At 39.6% G+C, this 15279-nt stretch carries 16 protein-coding genes; 8 read left to right on the top strand and 8 right to left on the bottom strand.

The window, feature by feature from the left end:
* Positions 1 to 96 precede the first annotated feature (96 nt).
* From mfd to I597_RS02460, 4 genes are read left to right on the top strand one after another with little or no spacing between them, the layout of a single operon-like run.
* A complete protein-coding gene (mfd, locus tag I597_RS02470; RefSeq protein WP_035326027.1) occupies positions 97 to 3495 on the top strand; it encodes a transcription-repair coupling factor in 3399 nt (1132 codons plus the stop codon).
* Positions 3488 to 3634 (top strand): hypothetical protein, encoded by a 147-nt coding sequence (locus tag I597_RS14960; protein ID WP_169816456.1) that lies wholly within the window; start codon positions 3488 to 3490, stop codon positions 3632 to 3634. The genes mfd and I597_RS14960 overlap by 8 nt, the downstream gene beginning before the upstream one ends.
* Positions 3635 to 3680: 46 nt before the next feature.
* Positions 3681 to 4223 carry a hypothetical protein gene (locus I597_RS02465; RefSeq protein ID WP_152594955.1) on the top strand — a complete coding sequence of 181 codons (543 nt, stop codon included), beginning with the start codon at positions 3681 to 3683 and terminating at the stop codon, positions 4221 to 4223.
* Positions 4224 to 4225: 2 nt separating this feature from the next.
* Positions 4226 to 4906, top strand: coding sequence for a DUF2490 domain-containing protein (locus I597_RS02460; protein WP_052111836.1), 681 nt, complete (start codon positions 4226 to 4228; stop codon positions 4904 to 4906).
* A 51-nt stretch (positions 4907 to 4957) separates the two neighbouring features.
* Here the strand turns inward: I597_RS02460 and I597_RS02455 are convergent, their stop codons facing one another.
* From I597_RS02455 to I597_RS02435, 5 genes are read right to left on the bottom strand one after another with little or no spacing between them, the layout of a single operon-like run.
* The gene (locus tag I597_RS02455) at positions 4958 to 5842 is read right to left on the bottom strand and encodes a YitT family protein (protein ID WP_035326023.1); all 885 of its coding nucleotides are present in this window, start codon (positions 5840 to 5842) and stop codon (positions 4958 to 4960) included.
* A gap of 25 nt (positions 5843 to 5867) precedes the next feature.
* Positions 5868 to 6179: a hypothetical protein gene (locus I597_RS02450; RefSeq protein ID WP_035326020.1), complete on the bottom strand. Its 312-nt coding sequence runs from the start codon at positions 6177 to 6179 to the stop codon at positions 5868 to 5870.
* Positions 6180 to 6226: 47 nt separating this feature from the next.
* Positions 6227 to 7189, bottom strand: a complete 963-nt coding sequence (locus I597_RS02445; protein ID WP_035326018.1) for a sodium-dependent bicarbonate transport family permease — start codon at positions 7187 to 7189, stop codon at positions 6227 to 6229.
* Between the two features lie 30 nt (positions 7190 to 7219).
* A complete protein-coding gene (locus tag I597_RS02440) occupies positions 7220 to 7528 on the bottom strand; it encodes a hypothetical protein (protein WP_035326017.1) in 309 nt (102 codons plus the stop codon).
* 30 nt (positions 7529 to 7558) lie between these two features.
* Positions 7559 to 7807, bottom strand: coding sequence for a hypothetical protein (locus tag I597_RS02435; RefSeq protein WP_035326015.1), 249 nt, complete (start codon positions 7805 to 7807; stop codon positions 7559 to 7561).
* A 90-nt stretch (positions 7808 to 7897) separates the two neighbouring features.
* Between I597_RS02435 and I597_RS02430 the strand changes: the two genes are divergently transcribed.
* Complete coding sequence (locus tag I597_RS02430) at positions 7898 to 8821, top strand: LysR family transcriptional regulator (protein ID WP_035326013.1); 924 nt, start codon at positions 7898 to 7900, stop codon at positions 8819 to 8821.
* Positions 8822 to 8995: 174 nt separating this feature from the next.
* Entirely contained in the window at positions 8996 to 9820 is an 825-nt protein-coding gene (locus I597_RS02425; protein WP_035326012.1) for a helix-turn-helix domain-containing protein, read from the top strand.
* Positions 9821 to 9834: 14 nt separating this feature from the next.
* Here I597_RS02425 and I597_RS02420 read toward each other — a convergent pair whose 3' ends face one another.
* From I597_RS02420 to I597_RS02410, 3 genes are read right to left on the bottom strand one after another with little or no spacing between them, the layout of a single operon-like run.
* Positions 9835 to 10194: a YraN family protein gene (locus tag I597_RS02420; protein ID WP_035326010.1), complete on the bottom strand. Its 360-nt coding sequence runs from the start codon at positions 10192 to 10194 to the stop codon at positions 9835 to 9837.
* A gap of 15 nt (positions 10195 to 10209) precedes the next feature.
* Entirely contained in the window at positions 10210 to 11094 is an 885-nt protein-coding gene (locus I597_RS02415) for a hypothetical protein (protein ID WP_035326008.1), read from the bottom strand.
* The gene (locus I597_RS02410) at positions 11087 to 11986 is read right to left on the bottom strand and encodes a S66 peptidase family protein (protein WP_035326007.1); all 900 of its coding nucleotides are present in this window, start codon (positions 11984 to 11986) and stop codon (positions 11087 to 11089) included. Before I597_RS02410 ends, I597_RS02415 begins: the two co-directional genes overlap by 8 nt.
* 113 nt (positions 11987 to 12099) lie before the next feature.
* On the opposite strand from I597_RS02410, the gene I597_RS02405 reads away from it, so the two are divergent.
* Both I597_RS02405 and I597_RS02400 read left to right on the top strand, forming a co-directional pair.
* Complete coding sequence (locus I597_RS02405; RefSeq protein ID WP_035326005.1) at positions 12100 to 13557, top strand: DUF1800 domain-containing protein; 1458 nt, start codon at positions 12100 to 12102, stop codon at positions 13555 to 13557.
* A gap of 9 nt (positions 13558 to 13566) precedes the next feature.
* A complete protein-coding gene (locus I597_RS02400) occupies positions 13567 to 15219 on the top strand; it encodes a DUF1501 domain-containing protein (protein ID WP_035326004.1) in 1653 nt (550 codons plus the stop codon).
* Positions 15220 to 15279 lie beyond the last annotated feature (60 nt).

Here is a 15279-nt window from a genome sequence, read left to right as displayed (position 1 = left end):
AATAGAAAAGAGGTGTAATGTTATGAAAATGGTAAAAAGTAAATAGCGCTTTCGCGAAAGCGTACTCAAGACTATCTTTGTAAAAAATCTTATTTCTTGAGTAAATCAGAACTCTCACAGCACTTTGCACAGTCTCTGCCACTGCAGAAACTAGGGGAAGCTATTGCCCATTCTCAACGTATACAAGCAAAAGGTCTCACGGGATCTTCATTATCTTTTGCTGTAAGTCAGCTTTTTGAAGGCCAAGAGCGCCCCGTATTGTTAATTCTTAATGATAAGGAAGAAGCGGCTTACTATCTCAATGATCTTGAAGCCTTGCGCAAGGAAGAAAACGTACTCTTTTACCCTGGCAGTTACAGGCGTCCTTACCAGATTGAGGAGACAGATAATGCAAATATCTTGTTGCGTGCAGAGGTGCTTAATCGTGTAAACTCACGTAAAAAGCCAGCTCTTATCGTGACCTATCCAGATGCATTATTTGAAAAAGTAGTGACACGTAAGGAGCTAGATAGACAAACGCTCAAGGTGACTGTAAACGATAAGTTATCGCTAGATTTTATAAATGAGATGCTCTTTGAGTATCGTTTTAAAAGAGTAGATTTTGTAACAGAGCCGGGTGAGTTTTCGGTGCGTGGAGGTATTGTAGATGTATTTTCATTTTCGCACGACAGGCCGTACCGTATAGAATTTTTTGGCGATGAGGTAGATAGTATTAGAACCTTTGATGTTGAGAGTCAGCTGTCGTTAGACCAAGTAAAGAAAATATCCATAATGCCTAATGTGGAGAACAAGGCATTAGAAGAAACAAGAGCTAGTTTCTTAAAATATATCTCTGCAAAGACAGTCGTTTTTATTAAAAACAGGTCGTTGTTATATGATCGTACAGATCAAAACTTTTCTAAAGCCGAAGAAGCTTTTGAAAACCTCTCACAAGAGGTAAAACGCAACTCACCAGAAGAGCTTTTTTGTCACGGCAAAAATCTAAAAGAACAACTTGACTCTTTTACCACTATAGATTTAGGAAGTAGTGCAGAGGTAGGTGAGATAGAACATAGCATCACCTTTGATGTGGCGCCACAGCCATCTTTTAATAAGCAGTTTAACCTCCTTATAGAAAACTTAAATGATAACCACGCTCGTGGTTATAAGAATATAATCACCTGTAGTAGTGAGCAGCAAGCAAAGCGTTTTCAAGACATTTTTGATGATGCAGATGCTATTGTATCGTCCTATGAGACCATTGTGCTATCACTTTATCAAGGTTTTGTAGATAATGACACAAAAATGGTGGTGTATACAGATCACCAGATCTTTGAACGCTACCATAAGTTTAATATCAAAAATGGCTATGCAAAAAAGCAAGCCATCACGCTCAAGGAGCTTACTAACCTAAGTGTAGGTGATTATGTCACGCACATAGATCACGGTATAGGAAAATTTGGCGGACTCAAAAAGATAGACGTTGAGGGTAAAATGCAAGAAGCCATCAAGCTCATTTATGGTGAGCGTGACATCTTATACCTGAGTATACACTCATTACATAAAATCACTAAGTACAACGGTAAGGATGGCAAGCCACCACAAGTGTATAAACTAGGAAGCCAAGCCTGGAAAAAGCTTAAAGCCAAAACAAAATCCAAGGTAAAACACATCGCCTTTAACCTTATAAAACTATATGCAAAACGCCGTTTGCAAAAGGGATATGCCTTTGGCCCAGATACCCATATGCAGCACGAGCTAGAGGCGAGTTTTATCTATGAAGACACTCCAGATCAAAGCAGCGTTACAGAAGATGTAAAACGCGATATGGAGAGCGATCGCCCTATGGATAGACTGGTGTGTGGTGATGTAGGTTTTGGTAAAACAGAGGTTGCCATACGTGCCGCGTTTAAGGCGGTAGATAACGGTAAGCAAGTAGCAGTACTGGTTCCTACCACAATACTTGCCTATCAACACGCGCGTACGTTTAAAGAACGTCTTAAAGGTTTCCCAGTGACGGTAGAGTATCTCAACCGTTTCCGTACGGCCAAAGAAAAAAGAGAAGTCCTCGCCGGCCTCGAGAGTGGCGCGGTAGATATTGTGATAGGCACGCACCAGCTCACCAGTAAAAATGTTGTTTTTAAAGATCTAGGTCTCCTAGTAATTGACGAAGAGCAGAAGTTTGGCGTAGCCGTAAAAGATAAACTCAAGACCATCTCAGAGACCGTAGACACGCTCACACTTACAGCGACACCTATACCTCGTACCTTACAATTCTCACTTATGGCGGCTCGTGATCTTAGTACCATCACCACGCCACCACCTAACCGTTACCCTATAGAAAGTAATGTTGTGCGCTTCTCAGAAGAGGTGATACGCTATGCAGTCTCGTATGAGATACAACGTGGTGGCCAGGTGTTTTTTATTCATAATCGTATAGAAAATATAAAGGAAGTCGCTGGCCTCATACAGCGCCTTGTGCCAGATGCAAAAGTAGGCGTAGGTCACGGCCAGATGGAAGGTAAAGCCCTAGAGGCAAAAATGCTCTCGTTTATGAATGGGGAGTTTGATGTACTGGTCTCAACCACCATAATTGAGAGTGGTCTTGATGTACCTAATGCAAATACCATTTTTATAAACAATGCAAATAACTTTGGACTCTCAGACCTACACCAGATGCGTGGTCGTGTGGGACGAAGTAATAAAAAGGCCTTCTGTTATTTTATCACACCGCCATACTCTGTAATGACCGAGGATGCTAGAAAACGTATCCAGGCGCTAGAGCAGTTTTCTGTACTAGGAAGCGGTTTTAATATCGCGATGAAAGATCTTGAGATACGTGGTGCAGGAGATTTATTAGGAGGAGAACAGAGCGGCTTTATCAATGAAATAGGTTTTGATACCTATCAAAAAATCCTCAACGAGGCCATAGATGAACTCAAAGAAGATGAGTTTGCAGAGCTTTATAAAGATGATCCCGCTTTCGCGAAAGAAGAAAGAGAATACGTAAAAGACACCGTACTTGATACCGACTTTAGTCTTCTCTTCCCAGATGATTATGTAAATAGTATCACGGAGCGTCTTAGTCTCTACACTGAGCTGAATAATGTAAAAACCGAAGAACAACTAGATGCCTTTGAGGCAAAACTTGTAGATCGTTTTGGACCCTTACCAGATGAGGCCGAAGACTTGCTGGACTCTGTGCGCATTAAGTGGGTAGCAACTAAGATAGGCCTAGAGAAAGTAGTAATGAAAAACGGCAAACTCACAGGCTTCTTTATAGCAGACCAGCAGAGCTCTTTTTACCAGAGTTCTACCTTTGGACGTGTGCTTAAGTTTGTACAAGAAAATGCATACCGCGTGAGCATCAAAGAAAAGAAACTGTCGAAAGGACTTAGACTTCTCTTAAAATCTGACGATGCAAAAACTGTAAATGACGTAGTCGCATTATTAAGACCATTAATGCCAGCGAGTACTCAAAAAGTAACCGCAAAGACCTCAGGAGGTGATGAGTAAATCTTGGAAAACTTCGCTTGCGGTAATCGCTGCAATTATTACCATCATAGGTTTAGTAACTGGGAAGTTTCTGTTCTTTGTGATTTGGTTACCCTTGGGATGGTTATTTAACTCAAAAAAGGAAGATCGTGTGGACTAAGTATTCTTTTTTCTCAATGTGTATCTGTGCCTTGCTACTGACATCAGTGAGTCGTGCGCAAGTACAAGATGCCGTAAAAGCCGAAAGAGAATACCGAATTAAACCCGAGCTTGTACCACAAAAAGCAAAAGACTTCATAGCAACTTTCAATATAGATCGTTCTGTAAAATGGTTACAAGAAGTAGGTGATGATGGCGCTAGTATTGAAGCAAAGTTTAAATACAAAGGACAACGTCACAGTGTAGAGTTTACAAAAGATGGTGTGCTACAAGATGTAGAAATTGTCATTGGCTTAGGAGATGTATCAGAGGATACGAGACAAGAGATAACCAGCTATTTTGCGCAAGAATTTGATTATTTTAAGGTAGAAAAAATACAAGCGCAGTATAATAATACGGTAAAAGAAATAATAAATAGGACTGCAAAAAAGCTCGTAGCCTCAACACTCATTCCGCACTATGAGGTCGTTGTAAAAACACGTTATTCTGGTAAAAAATCAAAGCGTTATGAAGTTCTTTTTAACGAGAAAGGAGCCTTCATAAGTAGGTCTCAAATAAGCATACGACGTGATAATATTCTACGCTTTTGAGTATGTTTAAATTCTTATCCTTTATATTCATATTTTTTACGAGCACGTTGCTTTACGGGCAATCGCTTTATGAAGTGGGTATACTTCCAGAAGTAAATATTGGCACAAAAATCAATGAGCTGTGGAACATCAATGTAGAATTTGCGCCTCGTATTGAACTAAATGAAGGCGATTTTAAGGGCAATAATAATACAGAGGTATTTTACTCCTTACTAGACGTCACCACGGTTGCCACGCGTACTGTAGGAGTAGATGCAAAAGTGGGGATAGGATATTTGGCTCGCTTCCGTGACAAGGACCTTATACATCGCGCGATACAGCAGTACTCATTTACCGTACCTTATTTTGGTTTTCGTTTGGGGCATCGCTTTCGTACAGATCAAACATTTAATGCTAGGCAAAAAGTTGAGTTTAGAGCGCGATACAGATTGTCTTCAGATATATCCCTCAATGGTGAGTTTATAGACCCAGGAGAAGTGTATTTAAAACTAGGGAACGAGTATGTATATTCCATTCAAGGAGATGGAACAGACCTCGAGGTAAGGTTTGTGCCTACTTTGGGTTATTATCTAAACGATGCAAATAAACTAGAGATAGGCGTAGACTATCGTATGGATTCATTTCTTAAAGCTACTGCAAATCATCGATTCTGGATAAATCTGGGGTATTACTTGAGTTTGTAGGGTTGCGCTTTCGCGAAAGCATAAATAGCACAACGCATCATCAAACAACTTCTAAAGACTAGCCAGCTTTTTTGAACTTTGAGGATGCAGATACCTTTTTAAAACTCCTCCTTTCACATTATTCACGTCAAACTCAACGATAAAAGCATCAGGGTCGCAGGAGTCTATGAGCTTGTGTATTTTGCGCAGGTGTATACGGTTTATCACGGTTTGTATCACACGGCGTTCATTATTTTGACCCGTACTGCCGTAACCTGCCGCCGCTTTGTAGACGGTGATACCAGTGCCTAGTTCCTTAAGAATCTTTTGTTCTATTTCTTCAGATGACGGTGATATGATAGTAATACCGATAAAATCTTCAAACCCTTCTATAAAAAAATCTATAAACTTTGCCGTCACGATATAGGTGAGTATGGAATATAGCGCTACCTCTACACTAAGTACTAAAGCAGTGATAATAAATAGAAGAATATTGAAGGCAAGGATGGTTTTACCTATGCTTATGCCAAAAAGATCAAAGACGTAAATCCCTAGAATTTCAGATCCGTCAAGTACCGCACCGTTGCGTATACTGATGCCAATACCAGCGCCTAAAAACATACCGCCAAAAATCGCGATGAGCAACTTATCTTCAGTGATAATAGGAAATGACTCAACACCTATAAGGACTGCTAGTATTAAGATGGACATTGTACTTTTTAAAAGAATATTTCGCGAAAGCTTATAAAAACCCAACACTAGAAACGGAATACTCACAATGAAGAGCAGTAAGGAGATATCTAGATCTAACTTTTTACTTAATAAAATAGCGATACCCGTTGCTCCACCATCCAGAAACCCATTAGGTAGCAAGAAGGCCTTGAGGCCTATACTCGCGAGGGCAATACCTATAGCAATTTGTACATACTCAGAAAGTGATTTTAATATCTTTGCCATACCTTTTGGTTTTATGTTAAGATAGCTATTTCTCTTTCTTTTCTAAGCTCATTACAAAACTTATGAGGTCTGTATCTGCATCTTTACCATAGGCACTCGTAAGGCAACCTTTTATTGAATCATTAGTCTCTATCAAAAATAAAATCGAACTATCCCCTGGGTCATTCATTCCCTCGTGCCTGCAATATTCTATAAGTGTGAGGTCTTCTATTTGATACCAGCGATTATTAGTTCTACACAATAAACGCCCCTCTCTATACATAAAATCTGAGGTAAAACCTGCGACTCTCGCTGCTGCTATATCTTCTGTTAGGGTGTTGCTTTGTGAGAGAATCATAAGTAAGTTTTTGAGTACGCTTTCGCGAAAGCGTGATTAAAAATATATTAGCTCCAGTTTATAATACAGAGGTAAAGCGGCATTCCCAGTGTGATATTAAAGGGAAAGGTAATGGCAAGTGCCATAGGCAAGTATAGACCTTCATTTGCTTTAGGAGCAGCGAGTTTCATAGCGGCAGGGACTGCAATATAAGAGGCACTTGCTGCAAGTATGGCAAAGAGTAATCTGTTACCTACAGATTCTGTTATAAAACCACTTAGTAAACTCACGATAATACCATTTACAATAGGAACGGCGATTGCAAATACATAAGGAAAAGCGCCATACTCCTTGAGGCTTCCTATCTTTTTACCACTTGAGATTCCCATATCTAGTAAAAAGACGGCGAGAAAACCTTTAAAAATATCTGTGGTAAAGGGAGCAATACCTTGTGCTTGTGCATCGCTTGCCATAAAACCTATGACGAGACTTCCTATAATTAATAGTACGCTCCCATTAGTCACGGAGTGCTTAATAATACTCCCCATAGTGACGGTCTTGTCACGATTTGCTGTAAATAGCATCATAAGAAGCACTCCTATTATAATAGACGGCGCTTCCATTATGGCCATAACCGCAACCATATAGCCGCTATATGCAATTTGCTCCATATCTAGATAAGCAACTGTGGTAACAAAGGTTACAGCACTTACAGAGCCGTATGCCGCGGCGATAGCCGCGGCATTTTGAACTCCGACGCGCTTTTTGAGCGTAAAAAACGCATACAGGGGAACCGAAAGAGCTAGGACTACTCCAAAAATTAATGACCAGACAATCTCCATATTAAACGCTGAGTGGGCGAGCTCTTGTCCTCCTTTAAACCCTATAGAAAGTAGGAGATAAAGAGAAATAAACTTTGAAGAACTAGGCGGTATGGCTAAGTCACTTTTGAGTTGTACCGCTAGTAATCCTAAAAAGAAAAACAAGAGGGCAGGGTTGGTCAAGTTATCAACCAGTAGATGTAAGTCCATAAAAGAGAGTTAGGTGTCTTAGTGTGGTAATTACTTTTTGATGCGTATCTCTACAGTGCTTTTTATTTCTAGTTTACCTCCGTCTGCACGCACGTCACTTAAAAAGCTTTTTAATTTTCCTTTCTCATCTAGTAACTCTATAATACGTCCACTATCATACTCACAGGCATCATCTACATTACCTTCGGTGCGGCTTAAGCGTTGTAATTTGTGAAAGTTGATCTTCTTATCAAGCATTGCGTGTAATATATCTCCAGCCTCTGTTGCTGTAAATACTCCGTCAATTAGGTTGATTTTTTGATCTGTCATTGTTGCAGTTTCTGTTTGTAATGTTTTCATAGTAAATGATTTTTTTAAATGAATAAGAGATTAAGATGCTCTACTAGCAATGTTTATAAACACTAGAAGGGTTATTAAAAAACTAGCAGATAGAATTTCTGTAAGAAATAGGTAGTCCGAAAAAATGGAGAGTGTAATGGCTAGCATAGGGATAGCAAGTAGCATTAAATTTTTTAAGACAAAAAATAGAGCCGTCCAGTTTATCGTTATACTGGTTTTGATCTCTTGAGGTGTGTACCTGTCATTTCTAAACGAGGCAATTTTTAGTTTTTGTAACATAGCTTCTCATTGTTTTTGATAGTGCAAAGATGTGGGCTAGAATTCATATATTTTTATTTATATTTATAATGAATTACATAAATAATTTTTATGCATTATACATTGCATCAGCTTCAAGTCTTTTTGAAGGTCACAGAATTTAAGAGCATCACAAAAGCTGCAGAGGAGCTACACCTCACGCAGCCAGCGGTCTCGATACAGATTAAAAATTTTCAAAATCAGTTTCCTATTCCGCTTACGGAGGTTGTGGGGAGACAATTATTTGTAACAGATTTTGGTGAAGAAATTGCAGCTGCAGCACGTAAAATAATTGCCGAAGTAGATGCAATTAATTACAAAACGATGGCTTATCAAGGTCAGCTCTCGGGTAAATTAAAGATATCTATCGTCTCTACGGGTAAATATTTGATGCCTTATTACATCACAGATTTTATGAATATGCATCCTGGTGTCGATCTAGAGATGGATGTGACAAACAAGACCAGAGTGGTACGTCATCTTGAAAAAAACGAAACAGATTTTGCCCTAGTATCTGTAGTTCCAGATCATATTGCGATAGATAAAGTGAGACTCATCCCTAACAAACTATTTTTAGTGGGAGGTAGGCAGCACACCTACTCTGGTAAAACCATATCAAAAAAAGACTTTGATAAGCTACCCGTGGTATACAGAGAAAAAGGATCTGCAACACGGGCAGCTATGGAAAATTATATTGCAGATAGAAAACTTCCTACTCGTAAAAAAATAGAGCTTACCTCAAACGAGGCGGTAAAGCAAGCTGTGATTTCTGGCATAGGTATTTCCATATTACCGCTAGTAGGGCTTAAAAATGCACTTTCGAGCGGTGATGCTCAAATCATCCCGAGCAAAGGACTACCCATCACCACACACTGGAATCTCATCTGGCAAAAAAGCAAGCAGCTTTCTCCCACCGCAAAAGCCTTTGTGAGTTACCTAGAAGAGCATAAAACAGCGCTTAATGAGAAGCATTTTGGGTGGTTAGATACGTATTAAAGGGTACGCTTTCGCGAAAGCGTAAAACGTGCAAAACGTTGTCTTTACTAAAGTGACGTGCAAATGTCGGGTTAAATACTGCTCAAAAAATGAAACAAATCATAAATGAGCCATACTATTGCGGTGTAGAACTTCTTGTACATTTGATGCGCATCATTACAAGGCAAAACATTTATGATGAAACAACCAGAATTAGGACAAAAGATTTTAGAACTGCGCCAGCAAAAAGGATTAACGCAGGAAGAACTTGTCGCGCAATGTAATATCTCTGTGCGCACAATACAGCGCATAGAAGCTGGAGAAACAATGCCACGTGTTTACACGATTAAAACCATTCTCTCTGCGCTAGATAGAGATCTAGATGACTTACAAGAAGACACCATTTTTGAGGCCAAAGTAAAAAAGGCAATGCTTTTTGAAATAGATGAAAGTAAGGATGTATCATATCTATTTAAACAACTTCATATAGGCTGGATTGCTGGTATTTTGAGTATGATTGTGTTCATATTTCAGATTTTTGACACTTATCACTACGAGACTGAAAATGTATATTTTGCTGGAGATACGGGCTTTAGACTGCTAGCTCTTTTTGCAATCATATTTTTTATATTTCATATGAGGGCCTTTATTTTAATAGGAAACCTCTTTAAGGCGAGTATACTAAAAGCAGCTGCACTAGTTTTTATCACGGTAGAGATTATAGCAAACTTAATTACCATTATAGATGTGCACGGCACGTATATCTCAGATATAGCTTATGGTATTATTACCTCTGTTTTGTATGGGGTAGCATTTCTTGTTTTTGGATATGCCTTGTATAAGCTCAAAGGGTTAGGAGCCTTGTCTCAAGGTACTGGTATCGGGTATATTATACTAGGTGTTTTCTTTTGCACCATAATTTTGGCCATTGTAGCGCTGCCATTAAGTATCGTGGCACAGGTATTTAATATCCTTATTACTTTAAAAGCGATTGATATGATCAAAAAACAAGTAGGCTAATAAGAACTATCATTTTAAAAAAAATAAAACGCATCCTCAAAATGCTCAAGGCGTTCTTGCTTTGAGTTTTTGAGTACTGCGATAATATCAAAACGTACTTCGACATCTAGGTCATTTTCTAGTACGTATTCATTTGACACTTTTACGATAGACTTTTGCTTACCAGTACTCACAAAACTCTGCGGATCGCCAAAGAAATCTGAGTTACGCGCCTTTACTTCTACCACAATGAGGACGCCTTCTTCCTTTTGGCAGATAATGTCGACTTCATTTTTTCCAAAAAACCAATTACGTTCAAGAATAGTGTAACCCTGCTTTATTAAATGCAGGGTTGCTAGTTCTTCGCCGTATTCGCCTAGTTCTTTTGGGGTCATAATTTAGTTGTGTGATTAGTACCCATAATAAGCTCGTCTTAACGCATCAACTCGTTTTTTTAACTTCCAAGGAGCAAGACCTACTGCAACACGCCTTTTGTCAACATTTTTAAAATCTAAAATATCTGTACTGTCGGAATTATCATAAATCCCATAATCATAAAAACCACGAGAGCGCTGTCTACTGTCGATCATTTTACCTAATATGTCTGCTGGAGCTTCACCATCCTCAATCATTTTTAGAAGCACTGGTTTAAAGTATATCGTGTCGTCAAAATGAAAAAACAATGTTTTTATATCTACACGCTCACCTTGATTAAAATCATCCTTACCCACAAGTTGAGCTGAAGGATATCCATATTGATTAAAAATCTCTTTGATTCTCTTTTGATGAATGCTATCTACGCGCTCCATCTCTATAAAATCTATGGGAGGTTGTCTTACTTCTTGATCAAGACGGTTCATCGCAACAATCTCTGCTCTCAAATCTTGATCAATATTTGCGTTAAACTCATCTTCATAAGAAGAAGCGTTACGCACTAGATAATCCCACTCTTCATATTCCTTGAGGATATTATATATATCATTGTTTTTAAAAGTATCAAAACTCATTCCTTCTTTAAGCATACGCTCCATATAAGGAAAGGCTTTTTGAGGTTCACCTACTTTGATGGAGAGTTTGGCCATCATTTCAGGCTCTCTAATGAGCGTCTGGTTCAATAGACCACAACGAGCTTCTACCTCTTTAAAAATATCATAGGCTTTCTGATAGTCTTCTTCATAAAATGCCAGCTCTGCTTGATAAACATCTTGATAGTAGGAGTCTATAAAATTGCAAGAAGGTTTATCCACACAAGAAAACAATAACATCATTATAAGTATAGAGAGAATTCTATTCATATTGTATACTTGTTTTAGTTGCCGTTACTTCAAGCGTAATCTCACTACCCAACTTCAATGCGTTATTATTATCTACGTGACCTGCTGGGAAGTCAAACGCTACTGGAAAGTCACATTCTTTTACAGCATCTAGCACAATCTCTTGAGCCGTTTTCCCGAAAGGGATTCTATTATCGTGCATCTTCGTCATACCACCCACAACCATACCCGCACAGTGATCTAGCATCCCGTTGCGTTTTAGGTTAACTACCATTCTATCTATGTGATAGAGGTACTCATCCAGGTCTTCTATAAATAAGATTTTACCCGCTGTATCTAGATCAGAACTACTACCACATAGACTGTAAAGAATAGACAGGTTTCCGCCTATAAGCGTGCCTTTTGCCGTGCCTAGTCTATTAAGTTTATTTGTGGTGTTGTAACTAAAGTTAGGTTGCTGGCCAAAGAGGGATTGTTTTAATGACGCTTTCGCGAAAGCGGTATTATCTTCAAGAGAAACGGGCATCGTGGCGTGTATCGTTTTGAACCCTATTTTATGAATGTGACTATGTAAAACCGTTACGTCTGAGTAACCTACTACCCATTTTGGGTATTTGACAAACTTGTAAAAATCTAGATCATCTACTATGCGCACGGTCCCGTAGCCGCCACGGGCGCACCAGATAGCTTTAATCTCCGTATTATCCATCATTTGCTGAAAGTCTTGTGCTCTCTCAAAGTCTGTTCCAGCATACTGATTATCTTCTAGGCCAATGGTGTTGCCTAGCACGGGAACTAAGCCCCAACTTTCAAGAAGCGCGATGCCATCTTCAAGTTCTTTTTTAGAAATTTTACGTGCCGTGGCAACTATTCCGACTTTATCGCCGTATCTAAGATATGGAGGTGTAACCATTGATTTATTTTTCACACCTCAATATACTAACATTTAAACTTTTTGGGTTTATAATGATCATTTACCTAAGTCCCCACTTTTTGTTATATTGAAGTGCTCTAAATCAACCCCTTATGGAAATTATCTCCTCTTGCAACACCGCTTCCATAACCCCATATGTACCTAGCACAGGTAATCCTTGGGATGTTATGAAGGTAAAACACTTATATAAAAGACTCGCATATGGTGCCACGACTACAGTGCTAGATGCGGCCTTGTCACAAACGCCTCAAGAAGTTGTAGACACACTGTTACTAGAAGCTCAAACCACGCCTAACACCCCAACACCTGCTTGGGCTTATTGGGATTTGAGTGACTTTAATGATTATGATACAGAAAATAATGAGTTTATAAGCGAGTGGTATAGACAAGCGGCAAAAGATATAAGAGATAAAAACTTAAAAGGGCGTCTCACATTTTTCTGGCTCAATCATTTTGTGACGCAAATAGAAACCTACTTCTACGCACCTTATACTTTTCAATACTGGGATATACTGCAAACGCATTGCTTAGGTAATTTTAAAACCTTCGTAAGAGAGATGGGGCTTAACCCTGCGATGCTTCTTTTTCTCAACGGTTTTGAAAACTCTAGCCAAAATCCAAACGAAAATTATGCGCGTGAACTTTATGAGCTTTTTACACTAGGAGAAGGTAATGGCTACACACAGCAAGATATAGAAGAAACCTCCAGAGCGCTCACGGGATATAACCACTGGGTAGAGTACGGGGCCGCCATCACATTTGATGAGAGCACCTTTGATAGTTCAGAAAAGACAATTTTTGGACAGACAGGTCCCTGGGGATATGATGATGTGATAGATATTCTCTTTGAGCAAAAAGCGAGCATTATAGCCACTACAATTTGTACTAAACTATACACATACTTTGTAAGTCCAGACGTAAATGATACTATCGTAGCAGAAATGGCAACGCTATTTATGGACCAAAACTGGGAGATTAAGCCAGTGCTAGAGATGCTTTTTAAGAGCGAGCATTTTTTTGATCAAGATGCAATAGGGATGATTGTAAAAAGTCCGTATGATCTCATAATGACCTTTTATAACGAGCTAGATTTTACCTATAATGATACAGATGATGGCTTTGCGAGTTATGCAAATTATATCTCAGATATGCTGGGTCAAAACTTATTTCAACCTATAGATGTAGCTGGCTGGCAGCGCAACCACGACTGGATAAACTCTAGCACTCTTACCGGGAGATGGCTAAGCCTTGAGAACCTGAGTTGGAATTTCTGGTTAGAGACTGGGTATCAATATCGAGATTTTGCGCAAGCCCTTACAAACTCAAGTACAGACCCAGTAGTAATTACAAAAACAATAGTAGACTACTTTTTATCACGACCACTGTACACAGAGGCAGATTATGAGATAGCAGAGGCTATTTTTAAATGGGAAACACCAGAAAATTACTGGGAAGATGGCATATGGAACTGGAATTTTGATTCGGCGGCATATCAAACCATCTTGCTTATTCACCATATTTTCAGAATGCCAGAATTTCAACTCAAATAACCCTGCCCTATGTGTACTCACGATAAGAATCACGCTTTCGCGAAAGCAAAAAAAAGAACAGCAACGGGACCTACAGCAAGTCTTAAAGACGCACATCACGATGATGAGCACAGTATTTGGAATAGAAGAAGTTTTATGCAGGCTCTAGGTCTAGTAGGAGGCGGAAGCATTATGCTAGGAGGTACAAATCTTACAGCATCTGCACCCTCAAGATTAACAACAGCCCTTGCCACTGCCGAAAATGAAGACCGCGTACTCGTTCTAGTACGTCTTAAGGGAGGTAATGACGGTCTCAATACCATTGTGCCGGTTTATGATTATGATTTTTATGCAAATAATAGACCGTCTATAAGGCACACAGAAAACAGTTTGTACAACCTCAATGCAGATTTTGGGATACCACAATCTATGGCAGACTTACAATCATTATGGGGAGATGGTGCAATGCGTGTGGTGCACGGTGTGGGCTATCCAGATCAAAACCTGTCACATTTTAGAAGTTCAGACATCTGGGCATCAGGAGATGCTGTAAATTATGAGGAGACGGGCGTGCTGGGGCGTTATTTTGAAAATTTATATCCAGATTTCCTTATTAATCCCCCAGAGATTCCTGCGGCTATACAGATAGGGAGCCAGGGTAATCTCATTTTTGATGGGGTAGATAATAGCTATGCATTTTCTGTAGCAAATCCTGCGCAGCTATCTAGCATTGCCGAAAATGGGGTGCTACACGATGTGCTAGATGTACCGGGATGCACCTTTGGTGAGCAGTTAGAATTTATGCGTGGTATGACTAACACCACATTTACCTACGCGAGTACCATAAACGAGGCTTATGAGAATGCGACAAATGCCGTTGAGTATGATACGCAAAGCTTAGGGAGACAACTCGCTATTATCTCAAGAATGATCAAGGGAGGTCTAGGTACCAAGGTATATCTAGTGACGCTAGGCGGGTTTGACACGCACGCAAACCAGCAAGAAACCCACGATAATAGAATGGAGCAGGTAGCTCGTGGTATGAAAGATTTTTTTACAGATCTTGAAGCAAGCGGTATGCATACTAATGTGATGGCAATGACCTTTTCAGAATTTGGACGTCGCATAGAAGAAAACGGATCAAATGGGACAGACCACGGGGCGGCATCGCCTGTTATGGTTTTTGGCCCAGCGATGCAGGGCAATGGCTTTGTGGGTACGCACCCAGATTTACAAGATCCAGATCAAGTAGGAAATTTAAAGTACGGTACAGATTTTAGACAAGTGTATGCTACAATGCTCAAGCAGTGGCTATGTATAGATGGCGGGCTGGTAGATGAGGTGTTGCTCGGGCAATCTTTTGAGAGTGTAGACCTAGGTTTTGACTGTGAGTCGCTCTCTTCTGGAAGTTTTGATATCGCAGATACTTTTCAGCACTGGAGCAGTGTGCAGGGCAATGACACCTTTATAGAGTTTACGATGAGTAGCACGGCAAAGGTGACCGTTACCTTATACAATCTACTAGGGCAAGAAGTGGGTACAGTGGTAAATGACTTTATGTACGAAGGACCACAAAAGTTTAATGTTAAAGAACGCATTAATAAGCGATTGTTTACGGGACAATACATCTATCAGATTCAGTTTTCGGGTAAAAAATACAGTAAGAGTATTCTTGTAAAATAAGCAGTTTTATGTAGTTGTGAGTCCGCTTTCGCGAAAGCGTAATAAATCCTTTCCTTCTTT

Origin of the sequence: Dokdonia donghaensis DSW-1 (assembly GCF_001653755.1) — a bacterium.
GTDB lineage: Bacteria > Bacteroidota > Bacteroidia > Flavobacteriales > Flavobacteriaceae > Dokdonia > Dokdonia donghaensis.
The sequence above is the reverse complement of the archived record's forward strand: the minus strand, read 5'-3'. Positions and strand labels throughout refer to the sequence as shown.